This window comes from Synechococcus sp. JA-3-3Ab (genome assembly GCF_000013205.1).
GTDB lineage: Bacteria > Cyanobacteriota > Cyanobacteriia > Thermostichales > Thermostichaceae > Thermostichus.
The window spans coordinates 1,389,951-1,402,733 of the sequence record NC_007775.1; the positions used below are offsets into that span (position 1 = coordinate 1,389,951).

A 12,783-nucleotide genomic window follows, 5' to 3' on the forward strand; every position below is an offset into this window, starting at 1 on the left:
TAGTCTAGCCCACCCCATGTCTCTGCTCTAGGGATGTTCCTAGCTGGTGCCCGGCTGGATCAGCAGCCGTACCAGCCAGGGGACGACCACGATGACGCTGATCAGGCGGGCCAGGTGCATGACCACCACCGTGCTGGCTTGCGCCCCCATGTCCAGGGCTATCAGGCTCATGTCCGAAATGCCTCCCGGAGCGGTGCCCAAGATGGCGGTCAGGCGCTCGATCCCCAGCCAACGGGAGATCAAGTACCCCGACAAAACTCCCGTGCCCACCGCAATCACCGTACAGAGCAGGGCCGGTCGCCACAGATCTTTCAAGGCCAACAGCGTATCGGCGGTGAGCTTGCTGCCCAAAAGAATGCCCAGCACCACCTGCATGACAAAGCGGATCCCGGCTGGGGGAGTGGGGATCGGGATCGCTCCCCAAACATTGACCAAACCCACTGCTACCATCGAACCCACCAAAGCTCCTGCCGGCAGCCTCAGCTTGACTGCAATCAGGGCGCCCGCCAATCCGATCAACAGCGTCCAGAGATAGTTCATCATTGCGGTTTGGCCTCAAGGCAAGAGGATCGCTGTGAGCCAGGGTTGGAGCTGCTCTCCCCACGGCATTCGGCGCAGATGCCGTAGAAGTCAAGCACATGGTACTCGATGACAAATTGGTAGCGGCTGGCAAGCTGCTCCTCCAGGTCTCCCACTGGGCAATCCGGCAGAGGCACCACCCGCCGACATTCGGTGCAAATGAGGTGATGGCGGTTGTGGCCGTTGCTGGGCAAAACCTGATAGTAGGTCTGCTGATCTCCCAAGTTGACCGCTTGCAGCTTGCCCTCGTTGCGCAGAGCCTCCAAAGCCCGGTAGACCGTGGCCAAGCCAACGCTATGGTTGGCATTGCGCAACTCCAGGAAGATCTCTTGGGCCGAGAGGGGCCGCAAGCTCTGCTTCAAGACTTCCAGGATCAGTTTTTGGCTGCGGGTCTGGCGGGAGGAGGACATGATCCCTTTTCGTTCTGAGGGGTCACCAGCAAGGTTAGCGCTCGGCGTCGGCCTCGGCTTTCATGCGCTCTAGGGTTTGGTGCATTTGGTCGAACATTTGGCTGAGGGTGAGCCCAAACCCCCCAAGCTGGGTTTGCAGTTGTTTGATGGTCATCTGAGCCATAAAGTCGTCGGAGAGCTCCAGCCGCTTCATGAAAATGCGCTGCCGCTCCAGCAATTCTTCCATTCGCTCGATGAAGATTTTTTTGCCTTCCCGGTCGAATTGGCCGTAGCGCTCGCCAAGTCGCATCAGGTTTTGGAAGTCCTGAAACAGCTGCTTGGCTTCTTCTTGAACGATCTCCGAGTCGAAGAAGCTCATGGCCTTTCGTCTGCCCTAAATAAACTGCATTGGGTATACCCATCCTATCCGATCGGGTTGGGGGGTCGCAGTCCCTGCCGTTTTCCGGCCAGTACGGGATCCCGTCCTTCGCTTGGGTGGAGAATGGAGTTTTGACCTGTCTGCCCCGCTTATGTTCCCCTTTCCTGGTGTGAAGGCTTATACGCAGCCGTCTTTGGCCCAGCAGTGGTGCCAACGGGTGCAGGGATCCCGACCGCTGTTTTTGGCCTGCCTGGGGTTTACGGAAACGGCCCTTATTCCCGGCATCTCGGCTGCCGGCGCCACGCCCTCCTTGCGGCGCTACACGGCCCTTGCCGATGGAGAGGTGTTGCTGGGGGACTATTCTCACCGCCTGCCCACCTCTCCCGATGGCTATCCTTCACCGGTGGTGATCAGCCGCGCCGTCCTGAGGGAGTTGGGGATCCCCTGTCGCGTGTTCGACTGTGGTTTGCCGGAGCCTCTGCCGGGGGCAGAAACGGTCAGCGCCAGGGGAATAGCCCGCTGCTTGAGCACAGGGCAGGCTCTGTCTTTGGAGCAGGTGGGATCCCTGTGGCAGGAGGGGTATGAGCGGGGATCCCGGCTGGAGTCGAGCTACTGCGTCATCGGAGAATGTGTGGCGGGAGGCACCACCACGGCGCTGGCAGTGTTGTTGGGGCTGGGCTGGCAAGCAGAGGGCATGGTCAACAGCAGCCACCCGGTCTGTAACCACGCCCAAAAGCTGGCCTTGGCCCGGCAGGGATTGGCCAGACTTCCCGCCAGGGCTACCGCCCCAGAGGTGGTGGCCGCTGTGGGGGATCCGATGCAGCCTTTTGTAGCCGGGCTGGCGATGGCGGCAGCCCAGCGGGGGCCGGTGCTGCTGGCGGGCGGCACCCAAATGCTGGCGGTGCTGGCCCTGATGCGGCGCTGGGGGGAAGAGCAAGGGATCCCCTGGCCCCCGGAGAATGTAGCCATAGGTACCACCCGCTGGGTGGCCGAGGATCCCTCGGGCAATACGGTGGGTTTGGCGGAGCTGCTGGGCGAGGTTCCCCTTTTGGCCACCCAACTCAGCTTTGCCCAAAGCCGCTATGCCCCCCTCCGGGCCTACGAGCGGGGCTATGTCAAGGAAGGGGTGGGGGCGGGTGGGCTGGCCATTGTCAGCAGCCTCTATGCCGGCTGGGGCCAGGCAGAGCTACTGGCCGCCGTTGAGCGCAGCTACGAGCAGCTCGTGCTTCAGGCCGGCTCCAGGGGGGCCATCGTCAGGCCCTCCCGCAGCAACTGTTGATGGTAGAGCTCTGCTTGCTCTTGCGGGCCGACCCAAACCACCGCCTGCCCTTCGGCATCCACCTGCACGGTCAGTTGCCGTGCCAGGGGCAGGGTCATGCCGGGGATGTACTTGAGCAAGCATTCGGTAACATGCTGAAAGGTGTTGAAATCGTCATCCAAGACGATCACCTTGAAGTGGGGGTAGGGCTGGCGAACCCGGGTTCTCGACGGAGACGACTGCTGAGCAGGTCGAGTGGGAGCTTCCGTGGTCATAGCAGCAGAACTCAGGACAACATCTGGATACCTAGGTCACATTCAACTTTCTCAACAGCCAAAAATCGGTCGCTGTTGATTCTGAGTCCATTCTAGTTCCTAGTCTCCAGTGGACGCATGGGGTCTGCCGGCAGCCCGTATTTGCCTTTGGATCCCTTGCCGGTGCAAGAGATGGGAAAGAGGTGCGGATCCCCGATCCGCTCTCACAACATCAGCTCTTGCCGCAGGGAGCGACGGGGCTTTTTGCCACCGAAGTGGCGCTCAAAATAGAGGGCGGTGGCTTGCGACAGGATCCCGGCTTCGACAAGCGCCTGGCAGAGGGATCCCCCAGGGGGTAGGTGCTCTTGGATCTGCTGGATTTGCGCGGCGCTGACCAGCCCCGAAGCCTTAAGGTAGTCGGCCACGTGCCGTCCGCCTGCCAGGTAGACAGAGTAGCCGTCTTCGCTGAAAAACTTGACTGTCTCCGGCTTGAGGCCGCTGTGGTGGGTCAGCACGTCTGTGAAAGTGCCGCCCTCTGTTTCCCAGGCGTGGAGGACGGTTTCGATGCCGGCGTTGTCGAGGAGACCGGCTGCGCGCAACTGGGTCAAGATCCGCCGCACCCAAGGGTTGGCCCGCTGCAGCGCTTCCAGATCTTCTTCTCCCAAATACTCCTGAGGCGGCAGCTCGGCATCTGCGGTCGATTCGGCCACGCTCGCAGTTTGGGTAGCCGGGGCAGGCGACGGCGTCCGGTTGGCCTGCACTTGGGCCTGGAGCTGGCGCACCTGCTCTCGGGCCTGTTGAAGCTGGGCTTCGGTGGACTGCAGATGGCTTTGGGTGGCTTGCAGTTGGGCTTGGACTTCCTGCAGGCGTTCTTGAGTTACCTGGAGTTGGGTCTGGGCTTCCTGAAGTTCCCCCCGCAGCCGGTGGATGGTCTGGCTGGCTTCTTGGCGGGCGTGGGCCAGGTCGGCAATGAGGCGGGCCTTCGTCGATTGGGCCACTTGAAGCTGGTGCTGCTGCTCCTGCAGCGATTGGCTGAGAGCGGCCAATTCGGCTTCCTTGTGCTCAAGAGCCTGGCGCAGTTGAGCCTCAGCTTGCTGATGCTGCTGCAGCCGGGATCCCAACTCTTGCAGCTTGAGCTTGGCCTGAGATTGCCATTCCGTCAGCTCGTGGCAGTGGCGCCGCAGGGTCTCCAGCTCGGCCTGGGCAGCTTGCAACTGCTCGGCCAGTGCCTGGACTTGCGCGGATCCCCGATCTTGCTGCGCTCGGAGCTGCTCCTCCAACTCCTGAATGCGCTGCTGGGCAGCCCTGTGTTGCTCGGATCCCTGCTGGATTTGAGCCGCCAGTTGGGCTTCCAACTCGGCAATGCGCTGTTGCTGCTGCTGCTGGCGGGATTGAGACTCAACGAGCTGCTGTCGCTCCCGCTCCAGTTGCGCTTCTAGGGCGGCAACCTGCTCTTGGTAGTGCTCCAGTCGGGCTTGGTATTGCGCGGTAGCTTTGTGAACTTGCTGCGCCACCTGCAGCGGCGAAGCGTAGAGGGGGGGCTGATCCGGAATGGTGGACCACTGCTCCAGCATCACTTCCCAACTGTTGGCAGCTCCTCGCCGTCGCCGGAGCTGCTGCTGCTTGTCGAGGGCCCACTCCAACCAGTGGGGCTGCACCCAGCCCTGCTGCACCAAGATCTCCCCCAGCTTGCGCTCCGGGTGCTGCCGCTGCTGAATCAGGGCCTGATGGATGTGCTCCAGCTCCAGATACCCATGCAGCACCAAGATCTCGCCGATGCGCACCAATTCGACCGGAATCAATGGGTAGAGATCTCGGGGGGCAACCCAGCCGTGCTGCATACACAGCTCCCCCAACATCAAGGGGTTGTCGGCCTTTTCCCACATGGCCTGAGCCAGTTGGGCGGGGGTGAGCAGTCCTGCTCGGTTGAGGGCTTCTCCCAAGCGGATCTCAAACTTTTCCTGCTCGATGGCGGTTGGGGTGGGGCTGGTCGGCGGATTCATTGGGCCTCTCGGACGGGAAGAGTAAGCTCTGCTACAACTATCGTAGTGGAAAATCCTTAGAGAAGTAGCATTCTGCAACCGAAACGCATTTTGTCAAGCCGAGGATCCACGGATTTTGCCGGAAGGTCGCTTTTTAAGTCCTAAGAGGGGCGCTGTTCTTGGCTTTGGGCAAACTGTTGCAACTGCCTCAGGAGCAGCAACTGCCCCAGTCCAAGGGGCAGGAGGGAGACGGCCTCAACCCGGAGCTGTACCCAGCCGTTGCCCCACATCCAGTCGCAGTAGCCATCGGCTCCGCCCCACATTAGTAGGCGTAGCCGTTTCGGCAGCAGGGTTTCCACCTGGTGCGTGATCGAGACGGGGCCCCACTGGACGGCAAAGGTGCTGCCCAGCTCCAGCCTAGCGGGCAGGGATCCCTGCAACTGCTGCGGCCAGAGCCACTGCTGCAACAGCCCCACCTCGGTCAAGCAGCGCTGCAAGGTCGAGGAACTGGCCTCGACCTCGATGCGGATGGTGGAAGATTGGAATGTCCCGAGCATACTTATCCGGCTGAGGCGACCCCAGAACCGAAGCGGCAGCCGGGGCGACAACTTCTAACTCCATTCTGGCCAATTGTTCGAGAGTTGCCTTTGAAAACAGCTCGTCCTCACGTGGTTGCCATCCTGGCCCAGAGTCTGGACGGCAGGATCGCCACCCACCGCGGGCAAAGGCCCCACTTCGCCAGCGCCGAAGACCACCAGCACCTGGAAACCCAAGCTGCCCGGCAACAGGCTTTGATCATGGGGGCGGCCACGCTGCGGGCCTACGGCACCAGCCTGCGCATCCGGGATCCCGAGCTCATCCAACGCCGACTCCAGCAGGGCCTCTCCCCTCAGCCCCTGACGATCATCTGCTCCGGCAGCGGGGAGATTCCTGAGGATTTGCCGTTTTTTCGCCAGCCCCTCACCCGCTGGCTGTGGACAACTCCCCAGGGATCCCGGCTTTGGCAGAACCGAACCGGCTTTGAAGAGATCTGGGTGGCTGCCGATTGGGATCTGCCGGCACGGCTGGCGCGCCTGCGCAGTTTGGGCATCGAACGGGTGGGGTTGCTGGGCGGGGGCCGGCTTTTGGGGGCGTTTTTGCAGGCAGGGGCCTTGGATGAGCTGTGGGTGACCCTGGCGCCGGTGCTGCTGAGTGGGTATGCCGATGCGCCCGCCAGCATCGAGGGCTGGCAGCTGCAGGGATCCCCGCCCCAACTGGAGCTGCTGGAGTGCCACCGTGGCTCTAAGGAGCTGTTTTTGCGCTACCGGGTCGAGTGGCCCTGAGGGGGCTCGCGAGAAAAATTTTTGGACAAATTTAGATTTCTCAGAAATCCACAGGTTTTCCCCAGACTTTCCACAGAGAGGAGGCCTGTTTTCCACAGGCCTGTGACCTCAGGAAACGGCAGCGAGGGTTTTTGTGGAAAAGTCCAAACTGGAAAGTTCAGACGGATACACCTTGAGAAACGCAACGGGATCGCGCCGTTTTTGCCGATGGCATCAAAGCCGGCGGCGGGCTTGAACAAACTTGGAGCCGCTGCCCAGGATTGACACCCCCCATGGGGCAGAGGGCAGAATAGCCGCACCTGAGGTGAGGGGGAGATTTTCCTGGCAGCTCTCCTCAGAGGCAAAGAACCCTTTGCCCAAAAACTCTATCCCTTCTCCTGCCTGAGACAAGGCCAAGGGGCAGTTTGGTATCCTCTGGCCGCTGCCGGACGGGCTAGGGGCAAACTTCTACACACTGTCTTGCTTTTGGCGGGACCGATGCGGCCCCCGGCGTACCCAAGTTAGAGAGCTGGGTTGGCTTGTTTTTTCCCTTCTGGGCAGGCCCGGTTTTGGCCGGCTCCTTAGGTTTTCTTGGTTTCCCTGTTAACCCCGAGTAGGTGGTTGGGCTATGGATTCTCCCACCGTCAGCATTTTGAGCGAAATTCCCGAGGAGCTACACGACACCCTCAAAAACTACCTCTCTCGTCACCCCGATTGGGATCAAGATCGGGTCGTAACGGCAGCGCTCTCGTTATTCCTGCTCCAGAGCGGAGACACGGATCGGCGCGCTGCCCGTATTTACTTAGACAGCCTGTTTCGCCGCAACTGAGCCCTCGCAAGGCAAGCGCCGAGGATGGCCCGATTCAGGAGCGGGGGGGTAGGAACGCTCTGTCAAGAACGTCCTATTCACCTGAACTGTTAACCTGAGTAGGGAGATGTCCCGCTGTTGCTGAATACCGGCGGGAAGGGCAAAAAAGGGATCCACCAAGGGAAAAACCGTGCCACAGGGCTTTGGGCGAGGAAAGGGCGACCGGCAGACGGCTGGGCCAAAAGGCCTAGGAAGAGGCTCCGGTCTATCCCCCTTCCCTTCCCCAGAGGCGACCCTGGCGCTGGCCGAGCGCCACCGACAAGCAGGGGATCTGGAGACAGCACTGCACCTCTGCCGGCAGCTTACCCGGGCCCATCCCCACCTGTTCGCCGCCCAGGCGTTGCTGGGATCCCTCTATCTGCAGATGGGGGATCCCCGCCAAGCTTTGACCCCTTTGCAACTGGCGCTGCACCTACGGAGAGATTGGGTGCCGGCCTGGCAGGAGCTGGGCGATGCCTGGATGCTGCTGGGCAACCCGGAGGAGGCGGCGCGCGCCTACAAGCAGGGGCTGGCCTTTGCCCCTAACGACGGGCAACTGCTCTTCCGGTTGGGCAGTTGTTGGCTGGCTTTGGGGAAACGGGAGCAGGCGATTGCAGTGCTGCGACAGGCGGCAGCGGCCCAACCTCCTCAGGCTTATGCGCTGGCAGCTCTGGGCAATGCCCTCCTATTCGACAACCAGCTTGCAGAAGCCGAAGCCTGGTTTCGCCGCGCTCTTGTCCTGGCGCCGCAGGAGGGGCGGATCCTCGTCAACCTCGGCCACTGCCTACACCTGCAAGATCGCCTGGAGGAGGCCGCCGACTGTCTGCTACGGGCCATCCCGCTGCTGCCAGGGGAGGCGCAGCCCCACAACAACCTGGGCACCGTCCTGCAAGAGCAAAACCGACTCGAGGCCGCTATCGAGGCCTATCGGCGCGGCCTGCAGTTGGCCCCCGACTGGCCGGAGATCCACTACAACCTGGGCACGGCCCTGCTCACCCTGGGCCGCTACGAGGAGGGGTGGCAGGAGTACGAGTGGCGGCTGCAGCGCCAGGGAGCGGCCTACCCCTGCTTCCCTTTGCCCCTGTGGACGGGATCCCCCTTGGGCCGGCAGACGCTGCTTGTCTACGCCGAACAAGGGCTGGGAGACACAATTCAGTTCGCGCGCTACCTGCCCCTTTTGGCCGCCGCCCATCCGCAGGCCTCCCTCTATTTCCGCTGCCCTCACTCCCTAGTCGAGTTGCTGCGAGCCTCCTTTCCTCAAGTCCAGGTCATTTCCGATACGGATCCCCTGCCCCCCTTCGACTGGCACCTGCCCTTGCTTAGCCTGCCCCATCGCCTGGGCACCACGCTGGAGACAATTCCCGACCGCATCCCCTATCTGGTTTGTCCCGATGGGAGCTCCGCCTGGCCGGAAGATTGGCCAGAGCTTCCCCAGAGGGGGATAAAGGTGGGGCTGGTGTGGGCCAGTGGCCGCCGCGACGACCTCGCCCTCAGCCGGGTGCAGAGGTTAAAAAGCTGTTCTCTTAACCTCTTCCTCGAGTACCTTAATCTGCCCCAGGTGCAGTGGGTTAGCCTGCAGGTGGGTGAAGATCTAAGCCAGGTAGAACCCCTTCTCAAGCAGCACCAGGTGGTGGAGCTGGGATCCCGTTTCCGGAATTTTGTTGATACTGCTAGGGCAGTTGCCCAGTTGGATCTGGTAATTAGCGTCGATACTGCCGTTGCCCACCTGGCTGGGGCGCTGGGCAAGCCGGTGTGGGTGCTGCTGCCCTTTGCCGCTGATTGGCGCTGGCTACTGCAGCGGCAAGACAGCCCCTGGTACCCCAGGGTGATGCGCCTATTCCGCCAAGAAGCCCGCGGCAACTGGGTTGGTGTGCTGCAACAGGTGCGGGCAGCCCTGGAAGAGCTACTAAGGGGGATCCCGTCCTACTCCTCGCCTTTTGGAACGATGCGCTGAAACAGATAGCCGGTACCGCGGGCTGTCAGGATAAGCTCAGGGTTGCTCGGGTCATCCTCCAACTTGGCCCGCAGCCGCGAGATGTGGACATCCACCACCCGCGTATCCACGTGGCGCTCCGGCGTGTAGCCCCACACCTCTTGCAAAATCTCGGCGCGGGAAAACGGCTCCCCCGACCGGCTGACCAGCAGCTCCAGCAAACTAAACTCCATCCCCGTCAGGCGGATGCGCTCGTCCCGCTTGTAAACCTGCCGCTTGTTGGTATCGATGCGAAGATCCCCCACCTGAATTACCCCTGAGCTGGGGATCCCTTCATGGGACGACCGCGCCACCCGCCTCAGCACCGAACGAATGCGGGCCTCCAGTTCTTTGGGCGAAAACGGCTTAACCACGTAGTCGTCTGCCCCCAGTTCCAAGCCAGTAATGCGGTCGGCCACGTCCCCCAACGCCGTGAGCATGATGATCGGGATGTCGGATTCTTTGCGCAACTCCTGGCAGACCCCGTAGCCATCCAGCTTCGGCATCATCACATCCAGCACCACCAGGTCAGGATCCTGCTTGCGAAAAACCTCCAGCGCCTCCTCTCCGTCGGCAGCAGTAACCACGTCGTACCCGATCATCGAGAGGCGGGTCTCCAAAATGCGGCGGATGCTGGCCTCATCATCGACCACGAGAATCCGTTCTTTGCGCTGGGCTTCCACGGTGCTGCAACTCCTAAACTTCTAAATGAAAAGGATTGGAAAAAATTGAGGTGAGCGCGAACTCGAGGTGGTCAGATGCAGCCTCCTCAGGGGCTCCTCCTGGAGGGGTGGACTCACCCCGGGAGCTGCAACGCTGCCAAACCCTTGTTTGTCGGCAACGGAAACCGCAACCCAAGGATGGAGCTTCAGAAAACAAACACCGAAGGCTCGCCCGGCAGTCGATTCAATCTTGTTAAAAGCGCCAACTTCAACTTCACTTGCCCCTGCTCGGTAGCACAGGTGTGGCACTCCTCCCCAAACGCTACCCCGGTCGACCGCCGCCAAACCTGAGAGGCCTTCGTAAGAAGTTACTAAGAGGTTACTTTCTACCACCCAATTTATCATCCAGAAGCGGCTGCTAACCCGCCTTAACCCTTTATTGTGCAGCTATTTTGCTCGACTTGATACATACCTTCACAACTTCTTCAGGTTGCTGCCAAGCGTTTCGGAATCCTCCTCAGAAAAAGCTGCTGCCGCCACTGGGGATCCCTGGCCACTGGGGGTAGGAGGGAGGGTTTCGGCAACAGGGACAGAGTAGCAACTGGCCAGCAGGCCAGCGGAACGGATTGCGCGGTCGGCATGCAGCTCCAAAACCCGCCGCAACAGACGTTCTGCCGCCAGCCAACTCGCCAGAGGCAGCGCACGCTCGGCCAGCGAGGGCAAGGTCGGGTTGGGCAGGGATCCTAAGGCCTGCAGGACAGAACTGGAGACCCAGGCAACTGGGCTGAGCCGCTGCGCCAGCCGACAAGGATCGCAGACCAGGCCACCCGCGTGGGGAGAGAAGAAAGCCTCACCTGCTAACTCCTCCCCACAGGAGTAGCAGGCTTGTACTGAGGGGGCAACCCCCCCCACCACTAAAAGGTGGTAGAGCCCATGGACAAGGAGCGGCAAAACGGCCTCTGTCGCAGGGGCCTGCTCGATGCGCTCCAGATGCTCCACCAGCAGCACAAACAGCTCTTCCTGGGGCTGGTTGGGCAGGGCCAAAAGCAGGGCCACCTCTGCCAAGTACTGCGCCGCCGTCAGATGGGCCAGGCTGCGGCCAAGACGGGGAAAACTCTGCAGGGTTTCTGCCTGGGCGATGCGCTGGAGACACTGCGAGGGATCCGTTTGGGCCGACCAACGCCCCCGCGCCACCAGCAGATCGTTGACAACAAAGGGCTCCATCCGCCCTCCCCACTTGGAAAGCTGCTTACGGGATCCCTTGGCCACCGCCCGAATCAAGCCCTGCTCGCGGGTCAAAATAGTAATGATCCGATCCGCCTCCCCCAGCGGCATCGCTTTGAGGTTAATACCCGTCACCCGGTAGGTGACCCCGCTCATGGGCCGCCGGCTCCTCTAGCCTCCAGCTCTCGCATCAGCTCCAGCCCCCAGGAGGTGCCGATGCGGCTCGCCCCCGCGGCGATCATCGCCTCCGCCTGCGCCACGGTGCGGATGCCGCCGGAAGCTTTGACTCCCACCCTGCCGCGGCTAAGCTGCCACAGCAGTTGCACATCGGCCGGTGTCGCCCCTCCCATCCAGCCGGTGGAGGTCATCAAGAAGGCAACTCCCGCGTCCATGCAGATCTCGGCGGCCAGCTTTTTTTCCTCGTCAGTGAGCTGGGCAGTTTCCAAAATGGCCTTGACGCAAACCCCCGTTTCTTCCACCAGTTGGGCAATCTCGGCATGGAGGCGATCCAGCTCCCCCGCCTTGAGCCAGGCCAAGTTGATGCGGACATCCAGCTCCCGGCACCCCTGCTCCACCGCCAGTTGAGCTTCGTAGAGCTTGACCTCCGCCGTGTTGGTGCCCAGGGGAAACCCCACCACTGTGCTCACCCGTACTGGCGACCCGTGCAGCCGCTCAACCACCCGCGGCACGTAGCACGGAGGCACACAAAAGGTGGGGAAGCCATAGCGCAGAGCAATTTCACACCCCTGGTCAATCTCCTCTGGGGTCACCATCGGCAGCAGCAGGGTATGGTCGATGTACTCCGCCAAGTTGATCGGGCCGTCTGCCAGGCCCTTGGGCTCCAGAGAGAGCATCAGTTGCCAGATCCCACAGCACTACCTCTACTTTAGCCCCAAGGATCCCGGAGAGCAGCCGCAGCAGCCAATCCCCCCTACCCCTGAGATTTCAGCCAATTCGACGCCTCCACGGCAAAGCACAGCATCATTTGATAGTCTGGTTTGGGGGCCACCTGTATCCCCCCTCAACCCTGGCAAGGCATGGCGGAAAACCGGACTGGCGCGTTTGTCGGCGGGCTGCTGTTGGGAACGGCGGTGGGCACGGTCATCGGTCTGCTTTTGGCTCCCCGCAGCGGACGGGAGACGCGGCGACTGCTGAAAAAATCGGCAGAGGCCCTGCCGGAAGTGGCAGAAGACGTGACCACCAGCCTGCAATACCAATCGGAAAAGCTGCTCGACTCCGCCCAAAAAAGTCTGGATGAGGCCCTGCTGCGGCTGCAGCAGGCAGTGGCGGTGGGCAGGGAAGCCATGTTGCAGAAACGGCAAGAGCTGATGCAAGCCCAAAACCTGCGTCCCCTCGCCCGGGAGGAAGCCGACTCAGAAGCCCAAGGTCGGGAGGAGGCGGCGCGATGACCGAGCCGGTATTTTGGTTGGGCCTCTCGGTAGGTCTGGTGGCAGTGGCCATTTTGGCGGTGATCCTGACCCTGTTGCCCGCCGTCATTCAATTGGGTCGAGCCGCCCAGAGCGTGGAACGCTTTTTCGACACGCTGCTGCGGGAGTTACCGCCCACGCTGGAGGCTCTGCGTCTGACCAGCTTGGAAGTGAGCGAGATCGCCGACAGCCTCGACGAAGGGGTCAAGGGGGCCGGACAGGTGGTGAAGCAGGTGAACCGCTCCCTGGAAGGGGCCCGCAAGCAAGCCCGCGGCGCTCAGGTCAATGTCCGCAGCTTTTGGGCAGGGGTACGGGCGGCCTGGCAGGCGCTGTCCAGCGAGACTCCCCCCACCGCCATGGGTAACTCTCAGCTGCGCTCGGGCCAGGCTGGCCGTTCTTTCTCTGCTGCTGTGCCAAGCATTTCCTTGGGAGATATGGGTCTTTCCGCCGGCAAGGCAACACCAGAGGGATCCCAGCCTTCCCAACCCGATGCCGCCAATTCTTAGGAG

At 61.8% G+C, this 12,783-nt stretch carries 15 protein-coding genes; 6 read left to right on the forward strand and 9 right to left on the reverse strand.

Translation table 11 applies throughout. The annotated features are described in order from the left end of the window. Positions 1-39 precede the first annotated feature (39 nt). From CYA_RS06520 to CYA_RS06530, 3 genes are read right to left on the reverse strand one after another with little or no spacing between them, the layout of a single operon-like run. Entirely contained in the window at positions 40-543 is a 504-nt protein-coding gene (locus tag CYA_RS06520) for an AbrB family transcriptional regulator (RefSeq protein WP_228375487.1), read from the reverse strand. Further along, on the reverse strand, positions 540-989 hold the full coding sequence (locus tag CYA_RS06525) for a Fur family transcriptional regulator (RefSeq protein WP_011430231.1): 450 nt from the start codon (positions 987-989) through the stop codon (positions 540-542). Before CYA_RS06525 ends, CYA_RS06520 begins: the two co-directional genes overlap by 4 nt. Positions 990-1,023: 34 nt before the next feature. Then, on the reverse strand, positions 1,024-1,347 hold the full coding sequence (locus CYA_RS06530; RefSeq protein WP_011430232.1) for a DUF1825 family protein: 324 nt from the start codon (positions 1,345-1,347) through the stop codon (positions 1,024-1,026). A gap of 151 nt (positions 1,348-1,498) precedes the next feature. Between CYA_RS06530 and cobT the strand changes: the two genes are divergently transcribed. After that, positions 1,499-2,626 (forward strand): nicotinate mononucleotide-dependent phosphoribosyltransferase CobT, encoded by a 1,128-nt coding sequence (gene cobT, locus CYA_RS06535; RefSeq protein ID WP_011430233.1) that lies wholly within the window; start codon positions 1,499-1,501, stop codon positions 2,624-2,626. Here the strand turns inward: cobT and clpS are convergent. The 3 genes from clpS to CYA_RS06550 all read right to left on the reverse strand — a co-directional run bounded on the left by clpS (position 2,575) and on the right by CYA_RS06550 (position 5,398). Continuing rightward, positions 2,575-2,880 (reverse strand): ATP-dependent Clp protease adapter ClpS, encoded by a 306-nt coding sequence (clpS, locus tag CYA_RS06540; protein ID WP_011430234.1) that lies wholly within the window; start codon positions 2,878-2,880, stop codon positions 2,575-2,577. The two genes, cobT and clpS, sit on opposite strands and share 52 nt — an antisense overlap. Before the next feature lie 203 nt (positions 2,881-3,083). Continuing rightward, positions 3,084-4,862 (reverse strand): hypothetical protein, encoded by a 1,779-nt coding sequence (locus tag CYA_RS06545; RefSeq protein ID WP_228375488.1) that lies wholly within the window; start codon positions 4,860-4,862, stop codon positions 3,084-3,086. Positions 4,863-5,002: 140 nt separating this feature from the next. Next, positions 5,003-5,398, reverse strand: a complete 396-nt coding sequence (locus tag CYA_RS06550) for a hypothetical protein (protein WP_011430236.1) — start codon at positions 5,396-5,398, stop codon at positions 5,003-5,005. A gap of 90 nt (positions 5,399-5,488) precedes the next feature. Between CYA_RS06550 and CYA_RS06555 the strand changes: the two genes are divergently transcribed. The 3 genes from CYA_RS06555 to CYA_RS06570 all read left to right on the forward strand — a co-directional run bounded on the left by CYA_RS06555 (position 5,489) and on the right by CYA_RS06570 (position 8,943). Then, positions 5,489-6,163: a RibD family protein gene (locus CYA_RS06555; RefSeq protein ID WP_011430237.1), complete on the forward strand. Its 675-nt coding sequence runs from the start codon at positions 5,489-5,491 to the stop codon at positions 6,161-6,163. A gap of 607 nt (positions 6,164-6,770) precedes the next feature. Next, a complete protein-coding gene (locus CYA_RS06565; protein WP_011430239.1) occupies positions 6,771-6,971 on the forward strand; it encodes a DUF2811 domain-containing protein in 201 nt (66 codons plus the stop codon). Positions 6,972-7,140: 169 nt separating this feature from the next. Next, positions 7,141-8,943: a tetratricopeptide repeat protein gene (locus CYA_RS06570; RefSeq protein ID WP_011430240.1), complete on the forward strand. Its 1,803-nt coding sequence runs from the start codon at positions 7,141-7,143 to the stop codon at positions 8,941-8,943. On the opposite strand, the gene rpaB is transcribed toward CYA_RS06570, so the two are convergent. From rpaB to deoC, 3 genes are all read right to left on the reverse strand, one after another. Further along, positions 8,913-9,644 (reverse strand): response regulator transcription factor RpaB, encoded by a 732-nt coding sequence (gene rpaB / locus CYA_RS06575; protein ID WP_011430241.1) that lies wholly within the window; start codon positions 9,642-9,644, stop codon positions 8,913-8,915. The two genes, CYA_RS06570 and rpaB, sit on opposite strands and share 31 nt — an antisense overlap. A gap of 453 nt (positions 9,645-10,097) precedes the next feature. Further along, complete coding sequence (gene recO, locus CYA_RS06580) at positions 10,098-11,003, reverse strand: DNA repair protein RecO (RefSeq protein ID WP_011430242.1); 906 nt, start codon at positions 11,001-11,003, stop codon at positions 10,098-10,100. After that, the gene (deoC, locus tag CYA_RS06585; RefSeq protein ID WP_011430243.1) at positions 11,000-11,701 is read right to left on the reverse strand and encodes a deoxyribose-phosphate aldolase; all 702 of its coding nucleotides are present in this window, start codon (positions 11,699-11,701) and stop codon (positions 11,000-11,002) included. Before deoC ends, recO begins: the two co-directional genes overlap by 4 nt. Before the next feature lie 183 nt (positions 11,702-11,884). Here deoC and CYA_RS06590 point away from each other — a divergent pair, with 183 nt between their 5' ends. Beyond that, positions 11,885-12,256, forward strand: a complete 372-nt coding sequence (locus tag CYA_RS06590) for a YtxH domain-containing protein (protein ID WP_011430244.1) — start codon at positions 11,885-11,887, stop codon at positions 12,254-12,256. Beyond that, complete coding sequence (locus CYA_RS06595) at positions 12,253-12,780, forward strand: hypothetical protein (RefSeq protein ID WP_011430245.1); 528 nt, start codon at positions 12,253-12,255, stop codon at positions 12,778-12,780. Before CYA_RS06590 ends, CYA_RS06595 begins: the two co-directional genes overlap by 4 nt. Positions 12,781-12,783: the final 3 nt, after the last annotated feature.

Excerpts from the sequence above, each read along its gene's own strand:
- CYA_RS06520 (WP_228375487.1), bottom strand. The coding sequence starts at position 543 with ATGATGAACTATCTCTGGACGCTGTTGATCGGATTGGCGGGCGCCCTG.
- CYA_RS06525 (WP_011430231.1), bottom strand. The coding sequence starts at position 989 with ATGTCCTCCTCCCGCCAGACCCGCAGCCAAAAACTGATCCTGGAAGTC.
- CYA_RS06530 (WP_011430232.1), bottom strand. The coding sequence starts at position 1,347 with ATGAGCTTCTTCGACTCGGAGATCGTTCAAGAAGAAGCCAAGCAGCTG.
- cobT (WP_011430233.1), top strand. The coding sequence starts at position 1,499 with ATGTTCCCCTTTCCTGGTGTGAAGGCTTATACGCAGCCGTCTTTGGCC.
- clpS (WP_011430234.1), bottom strand. The coding sequence starts at position 2,880 with ATGACCACGGAAGCTCCCACTCGACCTGCTCAGCAGTCGTCTCCGTCG.
- CYA_RS06545 (WP_228375488.1), bottom strand. The coding sequence starts at position 4,862 with ATGAATCCGCCGACCAGCCCCACCCCAACCGCCATCGAGCAGGAAAAG.
- CYA_RS06550 (WP_011430236.1), bottom strand. The coding sequence starts at position 5,398 with ATGCTCGGGACATTCCAATCTTCCACCATCCGCATCGAGGTCGAGGCC.
- CYA_RS06565 (WP_011430239.1), top strand. The coding sequence starts at position 6,771 with ATGGATTCTCCCACCGTCAGCATTTTGAGCGAAATTCCCGAGGAGCTA.
- recO (WP_011430242.1), bottom strand. The coding sequence starts at position 11,003 with ATGAGCGGGGTCACCTACCGGGTGACGGGTATTAACCTCAAAGCGATG.
- deoC (WP_011430243.1), bottom strand. The coding sequence starts at position 11,701 with ATGCTCTCTCTGGAGCCCAAGGGCCTGGCAGACGGCCCGATCAACTTG.
- CYA_RS06590 (WP_011430244.1), top strand. The coding sequence starts at position 11,885 with ATGGCGGAAAACCGGACTGGCGCGTTTGTCGGCGGGCTGCTGTTGGGA.
- CYA_RS06595 (WP_011430245.1), top strand. The coding sequence starts at position 12,253 with ATGACCGAGCCGGTATTTTGGTTGGGCCTCTCGGTAGGTCTGGTGGCA.